Source organism: Paenibacillus sp. EKM301P, assembly GCF_011800295.1.
Lineage (GTDB): Bacteria > Bacillota > Bacilli > Paenibacillales > Paenibacillaceae > Paenibacillus > Paenibacillus polymyxa.
Genome location: NZ_JAALFM010000006.1, coordinates 258,398 through 276,522, shown reverse-complemented (window position 1 = coordinate 276,522; position 18,125 = coordinate 258,398). Strand labels below are relative to the sequence as shown.

Below are 18,125 nucleotides of genomic sequence, written 5' to 3'. Positions count from 1 at the left end.
GCGGTTTGCATGGTATTTGTTTCACAATTACTATAAAATATAAACATGTATTGATGGCGGACAAAGGGGAATCATAGATGATTAAAATTCGGAAGCTGACCAAGCACGTGGGGCCTGAACGTACCCCGTTGCTTCGAGGGATTGATGCTGAAATTCATCAGGGTGAATTCATTGCTATAGTGGGGCCAAGCGGAAGCGGTAAAACGACACTTCTTCGCTGTCTTGCTTTACATGAATCTTGGGAAGAAGGCAGTTTAATTGTAGGAGGCAATGATGTACTGAAATCCGGGTGGACAGGCAAGATGAAATTAAAGCGGGAATGGGCATATCTGGAGCAAAATCCGCATCTTAATATGAATCGGACCGCTCTTAAAAATGTGCTCATTGGCAGATCGGGTCAGACCCCCTGGTGGAGAATGGTTACTGGTATGGTGCGTTCCGACGATTATATGGGAGCGATGGACGTTCTGGAGGATCTGGGTCTGCTGGATAAGGCGCATGATAAATGCGACAAGCTCAGCGGCGGCGAACGGCAGCGGGTAGCCACAGCGCGTGCTCTCGTTCACGGAGCTAAGGTTATTTTAGCTGATGAGCCTGTAAATGGACTTGATCCTGCCTCAGCAGCGCATGTACTGGAAACCTTTCGCAAGCTGTGTTCTGACGAACGAGTAACAATCATTACTGTACTGCCGCTGGAAATGGCTGAACGTTTTGCTTCCCGAATCTGGGGGCTGAATGAGGGCGAGCTGGTGTTTGATATCCAGGGAAGACGATTGACACAGGCAGAAAAGAACAAATTGTGAAGGGGACGGCAAGAGAAGTGAAAAAAATGCTGTTGAAAATGGTGGCGTGCTGCTGTTCCTTGCTGCTCCTTGCTGGATTTTTAAGCGGCTGTAATGTGATTAGCGATCCGATTTCGCTGATGCAGACACCAACGATGTCTGATGAGAAACAACAGCTGAATGGAGCAGTGAATACGCAATTAGGGGCGGTACAGCCTTTAAGGCCGAATGATCCGGATGATCCTACGCCAATTCGGACGGGAGATTTGAATAATGATGGTATAGATGAAGCGGTGCTCTTTTATGAAACACCAGATGAGAGTGTAAAGATACATGGTGCCTTGTTTGAAGATCAGGGCGGAACGTGGGTAAAGAAGCTTACGTTTGATGGGGAAGGCACGGTGTTGGAATCATTTAAGCTTGTGGATTTAACCAATGATGGTACGCTTGATATTGTAGCAGGTTTTTCGAGCGGAGACAGTGGTGAGAACGGGGACCAGAAGGGCCTCATCGTGTACTCTTATACTGGAGGAACATTGGAAAAAATATATGCAACGGGCTATACGGACTTCGTTGTAGACGATTTTAACCATAAGAAGATGGATTTGAACGGGGACAATCTGAATGACTTGACGATTATCTTGCTCCGTCGTAATGAATTTTTTACCGTGAAAACATTCCAGTTCAGCGGAGGGACCTTTAAGGAGATCGGATCGTTGGAATTGGACAGTCAGGCTTTAGGCGTCTACAATGTCGTCGCTGGTAAGGTAGCCCAAGGTAGGCAAGGGATTATTATTGATACAAAGATTGCCGAGACAACTACGGTTTCCAATGTTATCGTGATGGATCACGGCAAACTCAGAAAGCTCAATCTTATGGATGTTACCTTTAAGGATGCTACCATCGCCAGTGGTGATGTGGATGGTGACGGTATTCTCGAATTTGGGAATTTAGAGAAGCCTAAAGGTTGGAGCAACAGGCCGCTGGATGAAGTTCCTTATTTTGTATCGTTCTATCAGTGGGATGGGGCCAAAGGGACGATTTTCAAGCAGCAACAGTATCGTGATTCTAATGAACAGGTCTACTTCAGACTGCCGAAAGAGCTGCATGGCAAGGTGACTATTGATCCGAAGGTTTCCAGGAAAGACAGCTATTTGCGGTTCATTCTGGATGATACAGACAAAACAATAGCGGAAATTAAATTTTTCTCATTGTCACAATGGGAGCGAAACAATGAAGGCTATAGCCAATTGTGGCGAACGAACGCACAGGTAATTGGCATTAAGCGATCCAGCGAGCTGGAACCACGTAAAACCATTAAAAACAAGATGGGGGAAAGGCAGGTAGAATAGAGTGAGTAAAGTTTTAATCATGGAAGACGAGGAATCGATCCGTAGCTTTATCGTTATTAACTTGAAACGTAACGGTTTTGAGGTGCTGGAGGCGGCAGATGGGCATGAGGCTCTGAATATTTTGAACACGGTACGGGATATTGATATCGCGCTGCTTGACGTGATGGTGCCTGGGATGGATGGTTTTGAGGTTTGTCGGAGAATTCGGGAAACGAATGAGCGTATTGGCATTATCTTTCTGACAGCCAAGGTACAGGAACAGGATAAGGTGTATGCCTTGTCTGTAGGGGCTGATGATCATGTGAGCAAGCCTTTCAGCCCAACAGAGCTGATTGCACGTATCCAATCGTTATTGCGTCGGGTAAATGTACATCGTGAAACAGCAGCCAAGGTGTCTTTCCAATCCGGTCCGTTCACGCTGGATTTGATAGCTAAGCAATTTAAGAAAAACGGACAGCTGATCGAACTGACACCGACAGAGTTTTCGCTGATTCAGTTTTTTCTGGAGAAAGAAAATACGCCGCTTAGCCGAGATGTGCTACTTGACCACGTATGGGGCAAGGAATATATGGGCGATCCGAAAATTGTAGATGTGAATATCCGACGTCTGCGGCAGAAAATTGAAAACAATCCATCCGAGCCGGCTTTCTTACAAACCGTGTGGGGACATGGATATAAATGGAAAGGTCAGTCTCAATGATCAAAAAGGGGATTCGCCGACAGATTGTGCTTCACTATTTTTTCGTAGTGTTCTTGGCGCTTCTGTTAGTAGAAGTCATTTTTATGTTTGCACTCCGGTCGTATTATTACGACTCCATTTACAAACACATCGAAAGCCGTATCGAATCGGTAAGTGAATTTGCATCCAAATTCAAAGAGCCAGAACAGTCTTTACAATCGTATTTGTTGAATACATTTTCTCTGCCCTTCACTGAATTACAATTGCTTGATGAACAGGGAAATGTAATTGATAACTCGACAAATTTTGCTGCGGATCTAAGTGTGCAAACCAGTGATGTGACACAAGCCTTAGCTGGAGATACGGGCAAATGGATTGGAAAGCAACCCGGCACGGGACAGCAGGTGATGGCGGTATCTCAGAAACTGGACAATATCGTCGGAGATCAGGTGTATATTATCCGGTATACGACTTCGTTGGAATTAGTAAATGATAAATTATTCATCATTACATTATTTTCGGTGGGAATCATGGCAGCTGTACTGATTATTGTATTTATAGTAAGCACAGGGCTTGCCAATTCCATTGTCAGACCGATTAACAATATTCGCGATGTATCTGCTCAGATGGCGCAGGGACGATTTGATGCACGTATCAAAGGCGATTATCGCTATGAACTGGGTGAATTGGCATCGACGTTGAACTACATGGCACAGGAGATTGTCCGAACCAATCAAATCAAGGATGATTTTATTTCTTCTATTTCTCATGAGCTGCGTACTCCGCTTACATCGATTAAGGGCTGGAGTGAAACGCTAAATTCTGGCGGGTATGACCCGGAAGAGACTAAGATCGGGATGCAGATTATTTCCAAGGAAACGGATCGGCTGATTGGCTTAGTGGAGGAAATTCTCGATTTTTCCAAACTGGAGCAAAATGCCATGAAGCTCGTGATGGGAACAGTTGATCTTCGAGAGCTTTTGCAGGAAATTATGCTGAACGTATGGGCAAAGGCAGAAATGAAGCAGATCAAGCTTCAACTGGATTCCGAGGAAACGGCTTATCTCGTTCATGGAGACGGTAACCGTCTGAAGCAGGTATTTTTGAACATTGTAGATAATGCTATCAAGTTTTCGCATGAAAGCTCGATTATTTATTTGTCTCTTCAACGCATTAAGGGTAATATCGAGATATCGGTACAGGATACGGGGATTGGGATTAGTGAAGAAAACCTTGCCAGAGTAAGGGATCGCTTTTTCCAGGTAGACCACCAAAATGGGGGGACGGGTCTCGGATTGGCAATCTCGCAACAGTTTGTTGAGCGTCATCACGGTCAGATGCTCATCAGAAGTGAATTGGGAGCTGGAACCACCATTACGGTTTCATTGCCTGCTCTGCAAGCAGAGTCATCCGTGGAACTACCACAACTCTCGGAAGGGCAAATTTAAAGTCAGTTGTAAGAGGTAATAAAAAACAGCCAGTCCTCACTATATTGGAGGGCTGGCTGTTTGAAATTTTAGGGAGAGTTATGAAGTAAAGCCTTCTGCACGCAAGCGTGTGTTACGCTCATAGGCTTCTTTTAGCATACGTGTAGTTTGCGGCCGTACTGCCATTTTACCAAATACTGTTTCATTGGGTCCGATAACCATAATTTCGCTCGGATTACCTTTAATCACAGCACCATCACGAATCACAGCACCTTCACCGATAATGGCATGCTCAATATGCACGTTGCGCCCAATACGTGTGTCGGGCATAACGATACTTTCCTTGATGGATGAGCCTTTTCCCACCTCGACGCCACTAAACACTACAGAGCGCTCAATTTGGCCTTCTACTTGGCAGGAATCATGCAGGAGGCTGTCCAATGACTGCATTTTACGACCAGGCACCTTTTGCGCGCTCAGCCTTGTGCGGCGTTCACGTGTATACATCGGCCAGTCTTGACGCTGAAGGTCAATTGCGCAATTTTCATGGAGCAGGTCCATGTGGGAGTCCCATAGGCTTTTAACTGTACCTACGTCTTTCCAGTAGCCCTGGAATTCATAAACGTATAGAGATTCTTGGTCCGCCAGCATTTTAGGTATGATATCTTTGCCAAAATCATGACTGGATTGAGGATCCTGTGCGTCTTCCAACAGGTAATTTCTTAAGTAATCCCATTTGAAAAGATAAATCCCCATAGAGGCCAAATTACTTTCGGGTTTCTCCGGCTTCTCTGCAAATTCAGTGACACGCAGATCTTCATCGGCGCTCATAACACCAAAACGGTGTGCTTCATCCCAAGGAACCTCCATGACAGAAATGGTTGCCGCAGCTCCTTTTTCCTTATGGTAGTTCAGCATCTCGCGATAATTCATATAGTAAATATGATCACCGGATAAAATAAGCACATGCTCTGGATTTTGGCTGTCAATATATTCGATATTCTTATGAATAGCATCTGCCGTTCCTAAGTATTCAGCGTTACCTGTATTATAAGATGGAAGCAGGGTAATTCCTTTGTCATCCGTTTTTGTAAGGCCCCATGGAGTCCCATCCCCAATATGTTCGTGCAAGGATTCCGCCTCATATTGCGTCAGTACACCTACAGTATCAATGTTTGAATTTACGCAATTACTGAGAGGAAAATCGATGATCCGGTAATGACCGCCAAAAGGTACGGCGGGTTTTGCAATCGTTGAAGTAAGGGGAGCAAGACGGCGTCCCTCTCCGCCTGCCAGCAGCATGGCAATGCATTCTTTATTAAACATTTCGTTTCCCTCCCGGTTTAGTTGTCTGTTGTAGTACATACATAAACGGTATGGGGTACTCTTGAAACCATCAGGTATATAAGATTCCCCAAAAACTAAGGTTTATTTTTTTCCTAGTCATTTTTCTGTTCATTGTGGCTAGAATGGGGTAATAACTCAGGTCAGCTTTGACCCAAAAGCGAATGCATTACCGACTCATACATTTTTACTCACAAAACATAAAAGGGTGGTGACGTGATGACAGACCAAACTCTTCCGCAACAGACGATATCATCGGAAGATATTTATTTGTTTCATGAAGGAACGCTTTATCACAGCTACCGATCTTTGGGTTCCCACCTTACTGTGGAGAACGGAGAACAGGGCGTTCGTTTTACGGTCTGGGCTCCTCATGCTCTCCATGTCGGGCTTGCTACAGATCGCAACAACTGGAATGGGGAACAGGATTCCTTATATAGGGTTCCCAAATCCGGTTTTTGGAGTCGTTTTTTTCCGGGGATATCCCAAGGAACATTTTACAAATACGACATTACAGGTCCAAATGGTGAACGATTTCTGAAAGCAGATCCTTACGCCGTACGTGCTGAAGTAAGACCGGCTACGGCGTCAGTGGTAGCTTCATTGGATGGTTATGTTTGGAATGATGCAGCTTGGCGCCGTAAACGTAGAGCACCATATGGTAAACCTCTACATATATATGAGCTTCATCTAGGCACTTGGAAGCAAAAAGCAGATGGTACGTTTTATACATACAGGGAGATGGCTGAGCTTCTTGTGCCTTATGTAACAGATATGGGGTATACACATATTGAGCTGATGCCGCTGAGTGAGCATCCGTATGACCTTTCCTGGGGCTACCAACTCACCGGGTATTTTGCACTCACAAGCCGCTATGGTGAACCACATGATTTTATGTATTTGGTGGATCGTTGCCATCAGGCGGGAATTGGAGTGATTATGGATTGGGTTCCAGCTCATTTTGCCAAGGATGCTCATGGATTGAGACGGTTTGACGGATCGCCGCTGTTCGAATACGCAGACCCGCTAATTGCGGAAAAGCCCGGCTGGGGAACCCTGACATTCGATTATAGCAAGCCAGAAGTACGTTCTTTTCTGATCTCCAATGCATTGTTCTGGATGGATGTGTACCATATTGATGGTCTGCGTGTAGATGCAGTGACGAGCATGTTACGGCTTGATTTTGAAAAGCAGGATGGACAATATTGTCTCAATTCCAAGGGAGGGATTGAAAATGAGGAGGCTATCGCCTTCCTTCAACAGCTGAATGAGACGGTATTCCGCTATTATCCATACGCACTCATGATGGCAGAGGAGTCCAGCGCTTGGCCGATGGTGACCTCCCCAGTAAGCGATGGAGGACTCGGTTTTAATTACAAATGGAATATGGGTTGGATGAACGATACACTTGATTATATGGAATCAGAGTTTGATCAACGACCCGATCGCCATAATTTGCTGACATTCCCCATAGCCTATGCGTACAGCGAAAATTTTACACTGCCATTGTCACATGATGAGGTTGTGCATGGTAAAAAGTCGCTGCTTGATAAAATGCCGGGCACCTATGAACAAAAATTTGCCGGACTACGGGCACTTCTTGGCTATCAAATGACCTCACCAGGTAAAAAGCTTTTATTCATGGGAGGGGAATTTGGTCAATTTATTGAGTGGAAGGATGAGGATCAGCTTGACTGGTTTTTGCTGGACTATGACAGTCATCGGTCTCTGCACGCATATTCGAAAGCACTGAATCATTTATATCTTCAGGAGAAGGCACTATGGGAATTGGACCATTCGTGGGACGGCTATCAATGGATTGAAGCTGAAGACCGCGGACAGAGTGTGATTACGTATTTACGTAAAGGCAAAAAAGCAGGAGACACGCTGGTTGTCCTCATTAATTTCCAACCTGTGCCAAGAGAAAATTATCGAATTGGGTTGCAAAAGGCAGGAAGCTATATGGAATTACTGAACAGCGATCATAAGGACTTTGGGGGGAGTGGTCAGCTTAACTCTGGGGTGATACGTACTTCCAAAATCCCTTACCACGGCCAGCTTCACAGCTTGGAGGTGACGATTCCACCCCTAGGCATCGTTATACTCAAGAAAACACCACCACGTAGGTCTAAAAAAGTAGATTAACCACATAAGGAGGAAGCACATATGAACATTTTGTTTGCGGCAGCAGAAGCACATCCATTTATTAAAACAGGCGGGTTGGCTGATGTTATTGGCGCACTGCCAAAGGCACTTCATCAGGCAGGATGCGACGTCCGAATCATCTTACCTAAATATGCGGGCATTCCCGATACCTATAAGAAGTCTCTGCGTCCGGTAACGGTCAAGCATGTAGCTGTAGGCTGGCGTGATCAGTATTGTGGAGTAGAGGAGCTGACGTTGGACGGGATCAGGGTTTATTTTATAGATAATGAATATTACTTCGGTCGTGACGGTATTTACGGTTACATGGATGATGGCGAACGCTTCTCCTTCTTTAACCGGGCGATTTTGGAAGTGCTGCCTGAACTGAATTTTCGGCCGGATATTGTGCATTGTCATGACTGGCATACGGCAATGGTTCCGCTGCTTCTGAATGCCGATTATCGACATCTGCCCTTTTACAACGATATTCGCACGGTGTTTACGATACATAATCTGTTGTATCAGGGTGATTTTCCATATGAGGTCTTAACGGAGCTGCTTAACTTGGATGGAAGCTATTTTACTTCCGAAGGTGTGGAATATTATGGCAGACTGAATTTTATGAAAGGTGGGCTTACTTACTCCGATCATGTCACGACCGTGAGTCCAACCTATGCAGAGGAGATTCAAACTGAATTTTACGGATACGGACTGGAGGGTTTACTTCGTAAATTAGGAGAGCAGGGACGCTTAACGGGGATTGTGAATGGAATCGATACCCAAAGCTACAATCCTGCCACAGACAACCGTATTTATACAAAGTACCGCACAAGTCTGGCAAAGAAAAAGGAAAATAAAATTGCCTTGCAAAAGGAGCTAGGTCTGCCGGTGCGTCCGGACGTACCTATGATAGCAATGGTAACTAGACTTGTGGATATGAAGGGACTAGATCTGGTTACGAGAGTGCTTGACGAAATCTTGTATTATGACGCTATTCAGTTTGTCGTGCTGGGAACAGGGGACCCGGCTTTTGAGCACTGGTTCCGGGAAGCAGCGGGACGGTATCCTCTGAAAATGTCGGCGCAGCTTACTTTTAGCGAGCCACTGTCACGAAAAATATATGCGGCAAGTGACATGTATCTTATGCCATCGAGGTTTGAGCCTTGTGGGATTAGTCAACTGCTGGCGCTTCGTTATGGAAGTATCCCTATAGTGCGAGAAACTGGAGGGCTGAACGATACTGTACAGGCTTACAATGAATCCACAGGTGAAGGTAACGGTTTTAGTTTCACGAACTATAATGCACATGACATGCTGCACACCATTCGTCGTGCTGTTGATTACTATCGCCAACCTGAGCATTGGAACAAGCTTACACAGACGGCCTTTGCAGGAGAGTACAGTTGGGATGTATCGGCCGAGGCTTATATGGATATTTACCGTTCGCTAGCAAAGATTGATGGAACAGAGTAGGATACCATATTTGTGCTAATAAAAAAGGGAATCCCTTTAGCCAGTGTCTGGCTGAGGAATTCCCTTTTTTGCTGCGGTCAGTCGCCCCCGCCACCACAACTGCTTCCACACGAAGATCCGCTGTTACAAGAGGAATGACTCCCAGAATCGCCTGAATCGTGGTGAGAAGAGCCTCCACCATGAGAACTGTCATGGGAGGAATGATGGTGCGAGTGGTGTGTATCCCAGTTTGAGCAGCCGCTTGCAGAGCTACAGCCGGATGAGCTGGCTAGGGCGGCACTGCTTGTAGAGTCTGGGTGCATGTGTATGGCAAATTCATCAGGCCGATACCATGAATACCACACAACAGCCAGTAGCAAATAGTCAACCTGCAAATAGTTGATCTTGGGGAGCTGCTTGCCCTCAGGATCATTTACAGCTTTATTTACCCGCTCACGGAGGTGTTGGACTATCTTATGAACCGCTTGTTGTGTCTGCTTTGAAATGCCTATATTTTCACTTATATTCCATCGGTCACCTACTGGCTGCGCTGAAGCTGTCAGGTTGTAATAGTGTGAAAGCTCATCATTCGGTAATGGATGTTTAAAAAAAGTTCCCCACAAACTGGCGCTATAGCGATTCCAGCCAAAGCATTCCACATACAACCAGTCAAACCACGCCCGCTCCTCTGGCATCGGCTGAGAGCCGCCCGAATGGGGAGCATGGTGAAGCATACGACCAAAAAAAGCTTCCGAGAACTGCTGGTATTCGCGCGTAAACATTAACATTTCGTGCCATAGTTCATCCACATCACTACTGAACATAGGCACTCGATTCATAATCGCGCATAGCATGAAGTATCGTTTTAGCTCATGCCAGCGCCAGTCATATTCTTGTTCCGTCAGATTAGGGTGGGCTTCCATGACACGTTGCTTTACGTTGTGAGCATAGGAGGCTGGAATGGATCGCTCCAGCAGCTCCTTCAGCTCCGTAATTTCTGGATGACGCTCTTGCGTGAGTGACGAAGGAAACGGGGAACTAAGGAAAAATGCATTCCGGCGGCGCGTGCTTCTGTTTCCACGATTCCTGCGTATTGCTCGGAATATAAACCAAAAAATGATGAGGTCAACCACAATAAACAACGTCCAAAAGCTACTCATACTATTCATAAAGGCACTCCTTTCTCCAAGAAGACGGCATTTCCGATTTTAGCTTTTGCTATTCAGTAGAGCGAATTCTTCTTTAATCTGTGCCAGCAGATCAGAACTTGTGATTACATCGCAAGCTGTCCATGCCAAGGTCCTCGCGGCCAAGAGCATTCCTTCCATTGCGCGGTCCTGCATCGCCAAATCGCGGAATTCTGGTGTATGCAAGGCATGCTTCTCGTCAATAACTTGAATGTACGGATGGATCGCAGGGCAATGAAGTGATACATTTCCGATATCCATAGAGCCATGATCTTCGCCTTCCGTAATATCTTCTTGCGCAATACCAGCCTGCACCAAATTTGCAGTAAAGATGTCGGAGAGTACACCGTTAGTCACCATTTCATCATAAGAAGTCTCATAATTGGAGGTTTCCAAGCGACACCCGGCTTGTAAAGCAGCTCCTTCAGCAATTTGAATAACACGACGGGTAAGCGGGTTCAATTCTTGGCGTGTCGCGGCTCTCACGTAAAATTGAGCTGAGGCGTAATCAGGAATAATATTGGCAGCCTGCCCACCCTGATTAATGATGCCATGGATACGTACTGTACTTTTCACCTGTTGCCGAAATGCGTTGATCCCATTAAACGTTTGAATCACTGCGTCCAAAGCATTAATCCCTTCGTGCGGACTGGCCGCAGCGTGAGCGGATTGACCAAAAAATTCGAACTGTACAGCATCAATCGCCAGCGATTTTCCTGATTTTTCGTAGCGATCGAAGGGATGTGTCATCATGACTATGTCGCAATCATCAAACAATCCAGCCGCCGCCATCGGAACTTTTGCACCGCGTGTTTCTTCGGCAGGTGTGCCGTAAACACGTACTTCTCCACCAGTCTCGTCGATGATCGATTTGAGACCGACGGCAGCGCCTGTACTCATCATGCATATCAAATGGTGTCCACAGGCGTGCCCTAAACCTTTCAGGGCGTCATATTCTGCCAGAAAAGCAACAACTGGTCCAGGCTTGACTGCTTTGTAAGTAGCAATAAAGGCCGTTTCTATACCCAATATGGGTGCCTGAACTTCAAAACCGTGAAAGGCAAGTTCTTCTTTTAGACGGGCAGAGGCCAGGAATTCCTCGTTTCCAAGTTCAGGGTTTGCGCCTATATACAACGAAATGTCCTTAAATCGCTCGGCATGCTGTTCAATGGTGTGTTGAATGGTCTGTTTAAAATTCATGCTGAAAACTCCTTTATATATGCTGTAATGTAGGTACTGCGATAGATATACTAAAATTGTACTATAACATTCATTGCATAATCATGCATATTCATTTATAATGACACAATCTTATTTATTATAAAGAATTTAAGGAGAGAAAAAAAGATTGAAAAAGGCATATCGTTTTACCGCCCTGGTTTTGACGGCGGTTATCTTGCTGTTGGCTGGTCTTCCTATGCTCACTGCATACGGATCGGAAGGAAAGCCACAGAAAAAACTTGTAGTGGGTATGAGTGCTGACTTCCCGCCGTATGAGTTTCACAAAGTTATTAACGGTCAGGATACCATTGTCGGGTTTGATGTTGAAATTGCCAAGGAAATCGCCAAGGATCTGGATGCAGAGATGGTCCCAGAGGACATGAGTTTTGACTCTTTGCTGCCTGCTCTGCAAAGTGGTCGCGTAGACTTGGTGCTGTCTGGTATGACACCGACAGATGAACGCAGAAAGAGCATTGATTTTTCGGATGTATACTATCGTTCCAAGCAAGTCATTATGGTTCGTCCAGAGGACAAAGACAAATATTCAACGATGGCTGCTCTAAAAGGAGAGAAGCTCGGTGCGCAGAAGGGGAGTATCCAGGAAGAAATTGCGCAAAAAGTGCCTAATGCTTCTGTAACCTCATTGGATAAAATATCCGATCTGGTACTCCAGCTTCGGACCAAGCGTATCAACGCGGTTGTAATCGAAGATACCGTTGCTAAAGGATACACGCTAGACGGTACCGTAACACTTGCCAAAGCAGTACCTGAAGATGAAGGAGCAGAAACTGCTGTAGGCATCCGTAAAGGAAATGCGGAATTGCTTGCTTCAGTAAATAAAACGTTGGCTCGCCTGAAAGCGGACGGTTCGATTGAGAAATTTTCTACAGAAGCGAGTGCACTGTCTGCTGACAGACAGGTTTCTTCGAATAGCATTGTAGATATATTTTTGAAATATCGCAGTTTCTACGCTACGGGTATCGGCTACACTCTATTGCTGTCTGCGCTCGGAGTACTGTTCGGATTCATTATTGGCCTGATCATATCCTTGCTGCGGATGAGTGGTATTCGTATTATCGAGTGGCTAGGTACCGCATATGTAGAGATACTGCGCGGCACACCTATGCTGGTGCAGCTTATGATCATTCATTACGGAGTTGCTTTGACGTTAGGTGTTAATTTTACGCCACTCCAGTCCGGTATAATTACGTTGTCTCTGAATAGTTCGGCATATTTGGCTGAAATTTTCCGTGCTGGTATTCAGGCCGTAGACCGTGGACAGATGGAAGCTGCCCGCTCGCTCGGGATGGGACGAGGCAAAGCGATGCGTCACGTTATTTTACCGCAAGCATTTAAATCTATATTGCCTGCTATTGGTAATGAGTTCATTACGATCATTAAAGAATCTTCTATTATTTCGACCATTGGGATGGTGGACATTATGTATCAAGCCCAGGTCATTAAGAATATTACCTACGAAGGCTTAAGTCCATTCGTAATCGCAGCCGCTATTTATTTTGTAATGACATTCAGCTTATCTAAGCTGTTGGGTTTATGGGAAAGGAAGTTGAGAGCCAGTGATCACCGTTAAACAACTGCGTAAATCATTCGGTAAGAATGAAATTTTAAAAGGCATTGATATAGATATCGCCAAAGGTGAAGTAGTCGTCATTATCGGCCCGAGTGGTTCGGGGAAAAGTACGTTTTTGCGTTGTATGAATCTGTTGGAACAGCCAACAGAAGGGGAAATCTTGTTTGAGGGTGAGCCGATTACGGCCCGTGGTCATAATATTAATGCGACTCGGGAGAAGATGGGGATGGTTTTCCAGCATTTTAATCTGTTTCCACATAAAACAATACTGCAGAATCTGACGCTTGCACCAACGCAGGTGAAGAAGCAATCGGGGAAAGAAGCGGAGAAAATTGCGTTGGAGCTCCTGCGGACCGTGGGTCTTGAGGATAAAAAGAATACCTACCCGAACCAGTTATCTGGCGGTCAAAAGCAACGTATAGCGATAGCACGCGCTCTGGCCATGCAGCCGCACGTAATGCTGTTCGATGAACCTACCTCTGCCCTGGACCCTGAAATGGTTGGAGAGGTTCTGGATGTGATGAAGAAACTCGCTGAAGGCGGCATGACGATGGTGATCGTGACGCATGAAATGGGCTTTGCTCGTGAGGTAGGAGACCGAATCATCTTTATGGACAACGGTCAAATTATAGAGCAAGGTACGCCGGAGCAAGTTTTCGGAACTCCAAGCCATGATCGTACCCGTGATTTTCTGGCTAAAGTGCTGTAAGAAAATGCTTTTATGAATTATTGACAAAGCCCTCTCGTGATGATATTTCACGGAGGGCTTTTCTCTTTTTGTCACCATATCTCCATATTTTCGTAACAAAAAACCGATTTTTGATGACAAAATTGTAATGGATATAGTATGATGTTCAAGGTTCCCAACATTTTCATGCAGATAAGGTTACAAAATTGTGATATTATGCAGTAAGCCAAAACTTACCGGGGCAGCAGCAAAGATAACAATTACTCAGGTGCTGGGCTCAAACCATGGGAAGTGCGGGGGACGTAACAACGGCAATTATTCCAATGCGTCATATAGATGTTGTGGAATATGCCTAGGGGTGAATTGCACAAGCATAGGGCTTCTCCTGAGTCCGAATCCGACAGCTAACTTCGCAGGCATAACAGAGGAGGTACATATCTTTGAAACACTTAAAACATATTGGAAAAACCATGAAATTTGCGGTGCTTGCCGCAGCGATTGCAGGATTGGCACAGACAGCTGGAGTAGCAAATGCTGCTTCGCTTCATACTGCCAAAGAAGGCGATACTTTCTTTTTGCTTGCTCAACGTTATGGGGTATCGGTAGATGACTTGACGAAGGCTAACCCGGATATTGCGTCCAACAACATATATGCAGGTCTACAAATTAAAGTGCCAGACGAAAAAAGTGTGAAGGCGGCTTCGGATTCGAAACCACAGCTTCTTACGGAGAAAGCACCAGCGAATGAGAGGCCAACAATTGAAGCATGGGGCAAAACATTCAATTACAGTAAAGTTGTTGATGTTAAAGCAACAGCATATTCAGCCGCAGCTGATGAAAATGGCAAATGGGGTGCAGTCGATTACTACGGTAATCCGCTTAAACTGGGTACAATTGCAGTAGACCCGAAAGTCATTCCTATGGGGACAAAGGTGCTAGTTACAGGCTATTCCCATCCCGGCTTGCCAGACCATTCTTTTGTAGCCGTTGCCCGTGATCAGGGCAGCGCTATTACCGGAAAGCGGATTGATATCTTTATCCCTGGCAACAAATCATTCGTGAACGACTTCGGCTTCCAAAATGTGAAACTGTACGTTATTGATAAATAGCATTGTGCATATATTTGATTTCATTAAACATAATATATATTATGTAAACTTAATATTATAGCACACAACATATAACTGGGACGACTTCTTATCAGTACGGTCGTTTATCGCTAAAAAAGGCTGTCTTACAAGCAGAAGCACTCTGCTCGTCAAGGCAGCCTTTTTACGTTGTTGGTATATACGAGGCTTAGACATACTGTTATTTTCGTTCCGATGTGTGAAGTAGCCGGGGGACTGTGACAAACTTGTAGCCCTTAGCTTTTAAAGAGTGGATTAGACCCGGCAAAGCTTGGACAGTACCTTGCAAGTTGGAACTTTGACCTCCACCTGCATGCATTAAAATAATGGAGCCAGGTCTGGTAGCCGGGATCACGTTACGCTGAATCTGTGTTTTGCTTAATCCCTTCCAGTCTAGAGAGTCCACATTCCAATTGACGATCATGTACCCATGACGACGCGCCCACTGAATTTGAGGCTCCGTGATTTCACCATAGGGTGGTCGTATCAATCTGGGCCGAAAACCTGCGCTGGCTTCTAAAATGCGTTCTGTTTTTGTAATCTGGTGGCGAAAGCGTTCTGGTGTGGCCTTCCTGAAATCCGGATGAGTATAGGAATGGTTTCCTATAGCATGACCCTCGCGGATGATGCGGCGTATGATCCCCGGATGCTTTTCCGCACGATGGCCGACGATAAAAAACGTAGCTTTAATACCGTTTGCGTGTAATACGTCCAAAACCTGCGGCGTATACCTTGAATCGGGCACATCATCAAAGGTTAAGGCAATTTGGCGGGTGTGCGGGCCGCACATTTTAAAAATGTCCGCATGCTTTTTTCGTAGCATCGCTAATGTTGGAGTAGCTCGATCTTTACTTTGATATACCGAAGTAGCGACAGCAGCTTCCTTGGGATGGGGCGTTCCGATGTTGGGAGGCGTGTCAGCGTGAACGGGAAAACTTGAAAATGCTAGTAACAGTGCTAAACATGGCAACACTCCCCTGTACCGCATTTGTATTCCCCCTTTCCGTGCAGTGGTACCTAGTGGTGCTCTCAGCTATTATGTACCTGTCCTATTAAAATTATGCTGGTGATTGAGTGAAGTCCTACACGACTGAAGAGAAGCACATCATGAAGCGGATATCCGTGAAGATGACGAAGTAAACGCGCATATTCTCTTAAACATGAACGAAAACTGGAGCATTTTCGTAAGTTTTAGCCTTACAAAGGATTCGGTATACCGTGACAGCTGGTGTATAATGGGGATGCTATTCATAATGCTACAGACTTGGAATTGAGGGAAGGATGGATAAAAGTGACCGACTTGTTTACTCCTTATCAATTAAAGGGGCTTTCTTTAAGAAATCGGATTGTCATGCCCCCAATGTGCCAATACAGCGTGGAGGCCAAGGACGGCAAACCGACGGATTGGCATTATGTCCATTATGTGAGTCGCGCGGTAGGAGGGACTGGACTCATAATTGTGGAAATGACAGCGGTTCATCCGGATGGGCGCATTACGGATCGTGATTTGGGCATTTGGAGTGATGAACATATTCCTGCATATCGTAAAATGGTAGAGGAAGTCCACAAGTATGGTGCCAAAATTGCCATTCAATTAGGCCATGCCGGACGCAAGGCTGAAGATGCTGAGCCACCTGTAGGCCCGTCCTCGATCCCCTTTAGTGAACGATTTAAAGAGCCGCACGCTTTGACGCGAGCAGAAGTCAAGGAACTGGTTCAAGCCTACAAAGAGGGGGCGCGCCGGGCGGTAGAAGCTGGTTTTGACACGGTAGAGATTCATGGCGCTCACGGCTATCTAATCCATCAATTCCATTCTCCTTTAACCAATACCCGAGAAGATGAGTATGGGCAGGATTTATCACTGTTTGGTGTTGAGGTGATACGTGCTGTTAAAGAGGTACTTCCTGCTGATATGCCTGTGCTAATGCGGATATCTGCCAAAGAATATGTCCAAGACGGATATGATGTTGAATACATAGCAGCCATAGGGGAACGATATCGTGATGCGGGTGTAGACATTTTCCATATTTCTTCTGGTGGTGAGGGTCCGATTGGTTCCAGCGGAGGTCCGTCTGCGCGTGCTGGTTATCAGGTGGATTTGGCTCATACCATCCGTGAGAAACTGAATGTGCCTGTCATTGCTGTCGGCTTATTGGATGATTATGAGGATGCCCGCCGAGTCGTTCAGCACAATGAAGCTGATCTGGTAGCCATAGGGCGTGCCATGCTGCGTGATCCCTATTGGGCGCTGCATGCATCACGGGCGCTAAAAGTACAGGCGGATATTCCAGAGCCTTATCTACGCGGTTTTTAGATATTTCTGAAACCTCTTTGCAAAGCTTGCGTAAACATGTGTACAGAGCTTAAAATTTAAGCATTCAATTCTAGGAGGAACTTCACATGTCTATTTTCAAACGATTAAGAGATCTTACGATGTCTAACATTAACGCCATTATCGACAAGGCAGAAGATCCAGTTAAAATGACGGATCAATACATTCGTGATATGCAAGAGGATCTGGAAGACGCAGAGAAAGCGGTAGCCGCTCAAATTGCTATTGAAAAGAGATTTAAACAGCAATACGAAGAACAGGCAGCTTTGGTGAAAAAACGCGAAGAACAGGCTCATACGGCTGCAAAAGCACAAAATGTGGATCTTGCTCGTCGTGCGCTGGAAGAAAAGAAATCTGCCGAACAAAAAATGAACGAGTTCCAAGCTGGTTATGAGCAAAACAAAGCTGCAGCTGACAACCTGCGTGGTAAGCTGGATGAAATGCGCAGACAGCTGACTGAAATGAAAAACAAGCGCGAGACACTGGTTGCCCGTTATAATGCAGCTAAAGCGCAAACCGAAATTAACAAAGCGATGAATGGTTTTAGCTCGGATACGGCAACTGCTGGATTAAAGCGTATGGAGGAAAAAATGCTGCAAGCAGAAGCACGTGCTGAAGCGAGCAACGAAATGGCTTCCAAGGAAAAATCGCTGGATGAAGAGTTCAAAGAGCTGGATAAGAAAAGTGCTGTGGACGACGAACTTGCTGCTTTGCTGAAACAATACGAAAATAAATAAGAACTTTTAAGCATTGCCGCTAGTGTGATGGCTCAGTAAGCGAAGGAGAAACGTTATCTCC

15 protein-coding genes and 1 riboswitch are annotated in these 18,125 nt (G+C 45.5%); of the genes, 11 read left to right on the top strand and 4 right to left on the bottom strand.

From position 1 onward, the window contains the following. Nucleotides 1–77 precede the first annotated feature (77 nt). From HFD99_RS16845 to HFD99_RS16830, 4 genes are read left to right on the top strand one after another with little or no spacing between them, the layout of a single operon-like run. On the top strand, nucleotides 78–803 hold the full coding sequence (locus tag HFD99_RS16845; RefSeq protein ID WP_031461573.1) for a phosphonate ABC transporter ATP-binding protein: 726 nt from the start codon (nucleotides 78–80) through the stop codon (nucleotides 801–803). Continuing rightward, nucleotides 800–2,134, top strand: coding sequence for a hypothetical protein (locus tag HFD99_RS16840; RefSeq protein WP_123797275.1), 1,335 nt, complete (start codon nucleotides 800–802; stop codon nucleotides 2,132–2,134). Before HFD99_RS16845 ends, HFD99_RS16840 begins: the two co-directional genes overlap by 4 nt. 1 nt (nucleotide 2,135) lies before the next feature. Continuing rightward, nucleotides 2,136–2,834 (top strand): response regulator transcription factor, encoded by a 699-nt coding sequence (locus HFD99_RS16835; RefSeq protein ID WP_016820715.1) that lies wholly within the window; start codon nucleotides 2,136–2,138, stop codon nucleotides 2,832–2,834. Further along, entirely contained in the window at nucleotides 2,831–4,261 is a 1,431-nt protein-coding gene (locus HFD99_RS16830) for a sensor histidine kinase (RefSeq protein ID WP_017427729.1), read from the top strand. Before HFD99_RS16835 ends, HFD99_RS16830 begins: the two co-directional genes overlap by 4 nt. A 78-nt stretch (nucleotides 4,262–4,339) precedes the next feature. On the opposite strand, the gene HFD99_RS16825 is transcribed toward HFD99_RS16830, so the two are convergent. Next, the gene (locus tag HFD99_RS16825) at nucleotides 4,340–5,566 is read right to left on the bottom strand and encodes a glucose-1-phosphate adenylyltransferase (protein WP_017427730.1); all 1,227 of its coding nucleotides are present in this window, start codon (nucleotides 5,564–5,566) and stop codon (nucleotides 4,340–4,342) included. Nucleotides 5,567–5,803: 237 nt separating this feature from the next. On the opposite strand from HFD99_RS16825, the gene glgB reads away from it, so the two are divergent. After that, nucleotides 5,804–7,729: a 1,4-alpha-glucan branching protein GlgB gene (glgB, locus tag HFD99_RS16820; protein WP_107733526.1), complete on the top strand. Its 1,926-nt coding sequence runs from the start codon at nucleotides 5,804–5,806 to the stop codon at nucleotides 7,727–7,729. A 21-nt stretch (nucleotides 7,730–7,750) separates the two neighbouring features. Continuing rightward, on the top strand, nucleotides 7,751–9,202 hold the full coding sequence (glgA, locus tag HFD99_RS16815; RefSeq protein WP_123797274.1) for a glycogen synthase GlgA: 1,452 nt from the start codon (nucleotides 7,751–7,753) through the stop codon (nucleotides 9,200–9,202). Nucleotides 9,203–9,279: 77 nt separating this feature from the next. On the opposite strand, the gene HFD99_RS16810 is transcribed toward glgA, so the two are convergent. Then, nucleotides 9,280–10,350 carry a hypothetical protein gene (locus tag HFD99_RS16810; RefSeq protein ID WP_123797273.1) on the bottom strand — a complete coding sequence of 357 codons (1,071 nt, stop codon included), beginning with the start codon at nucleotides 10,348–10,350 and terminating at the stop codon, nucleotides 9,280–9,282. 39 nt (nucleotides 10,351–10,389) lie between these two features. Continuing rightward, the gene (locus HFD99_RS16805) at nucleotides 10,390–11,568 is read right to left on the bottom strand and encodes a M20 family metallopeptidase (protein WP_123797272.1); all 1,179 of its coding nucleotides are present in this window, start codon (nucleotides 11,566–11,568) and stop codon (nucleotides 10,390–10,392) included. A 148-nt stretch (nucleotides 11,569–11,716) separates the two neighbouring features. Between HFD99_RS16805 and HFD99_RS16800 the strand changes: the two genes are divergently transcribed. From HFD99_RS16800 to HFD99_RS16790, 3 genes are all read left to right on the top strand, one after another. Continuing rightward, the gene (locus tag HFD99_RS16800; RefSeq protein WP_017427733.1) at nucleotides 11,717–13,180 is read left to right on the top strand and encodes an ABC transporter substrate-binding protein/permease; all 1,464 of its coding nucleotides are present in this window, start codon (nucleotides 11,717–11,719) and stop codon (nucleotides 13,178–13,180) included. Further along, nucleotides 13,167–13,889, top strand: a complete 723-nt coding sequence (locus HFD99_RS16795; protein ID WP_013371435.1) for an amino acid ABC transporter ATP-binding protein — start codon at nucleotides 13,167–13,169, stop codon at nucleotides 13,887–13,889. The genes HFD99_RS16800 and HFD99_RS16795 overlap by 14 nt, the downstream gene beginning before the upstream one ends. A gap of 243 nt (nucleotides 13,890–14,132) precedes the next feature. Further along, nucleotides 14,133–14,302, top strand: a riboswitch (cyclic di-AMP (ydaO/yuaA leader). Nucleotides 14,303–14,308: 6 nt separating this feature from the next. Further along, nucleotides 14,309–14,977 carry a 3D domain-containing protein gene (locus HFD99_RS16790; protein WP_019687404.1) on the top strand — a complete coding sequence of 223 codons (669 nt, stop codon included), beginning with the start codon at nucleotides 14,309–14,311 and terminating at the stop codon, nucleotides 14,975–14,977. Nucleotides 14,978–15,176: 199 nt separating this feature from the next. Here the strand turns inward: HFD99_RS16790 and HFD99_RS16785 are convergent, their stop codons facing one another. Further along, the gene (locus HFD99_RS16785; protein WP_103042467.1) at nucleotides 15,177–15,983 is read right to left on the bottom strand and encodes a polysaccharide deacetylase family protein; all 807 of its coding nucleotides are present in this window, start codon (nucleotides 15,981–15,983) and stop codon (nucleotides 15,177–15,179) included. Nucleotides 15,984–16,286: 303 nt separating this feature from the next. On the opposite strand from HFD99_RS16785, the gene HFD99_RS16780 reads away from it, so the two are divergent. Together HFD99_RS16780 and HFD99_RS16775 are read left to right on the top strand one after the other, a co-directional pair. After that, on the top strand, nucleotides 16,287–17,309 hold the full coding sequence (locus tag HFD99_RS16780) for an NADH:flavin oxidoreductase/NADH oxidase (RefSeq protein WP_103042466.1): 1,023 nt from the start codon (nucleotides 16,287–16,289) through the stop codon (nucleotides 17,307–17,309). A gap of 86 nt (nucleotides 17,310–17,395) precedes the next feature. Next, the gene (locus tag HFD99_RS16775) at nucleotides 17,396–18,064 is read left to right on the top strand and encodes a PspA/IM30 family protein (RefSeq protein ID WP_013371430.1); all 669 of its coding nucleotides are present in this window, start codon (nucleotides 17,396–17,398) and stop codon (nucleotides 18,062–18,064) included. Nucleotides 18,065–18,125: the final 61 nt, after the last annotated feature.

Coding starts and splice junctions, on each gene's coding strand:
- HFD99_RS16845 (WP_031461573.1), top strand. CDS start 78: ATGATTAAAATTCGGAAGCTGACCAAGCACGTGGGGCCTGAACGTACC.
- HFD99_RS16830 (WP_017427729.1), top strand. CDS start 2,831: ATGATCAAAAAGGGGATTCGCCGACAGATTGTGCTTCACTATTTTTTC.
- HFD99_RS16825 (WP_017427730.1), bottom strand. CDS start 5,566: ATGTTTAATAAAGAATGCATTGCCATGCTGCTGGCAGGCGGAGAGGGA.
- glgB (WP_107733526.1), top strand. CDS start 5,804: ATGACAGACCAAACTCTTCCGCAACAGACGATATCATCGGAAGATATT.
- glgA (WP_123797274.1), top strand. CDS start 7,751: ATGAACATTTTGTTTGCGGCAGCAGAAGCACATCCATTTATTAAAACA.
- HFD99_RS16810 (WP_123797273.1), bottom strand. CDS start 10,350: ATGAATAGTATGAGTAGCTTTTGGACGTTGTTTATTGTGGTTGACCTC.
- HFD99_RS16805 (WP_123797272.1), bottom strand. CDS start 11,568: ATGAATTTTAAACAGACCATTCAACACACCATTGAACAGCATGCCGAG.
- HFD99_RS16785 (WP_103042467.1), bottom strand. CDS start 15,983: ATGCGGTACAGGGGAGTGTTGCCATGTTTAGCACTGTTACTAGCATTT.
- HFD99_RS16775 (WP_013371430.1), top strand. CDS start 17,396: ATGTCTATTTTCAAACGATTAAGAGATCTTACGATGTCTAACATTAAC.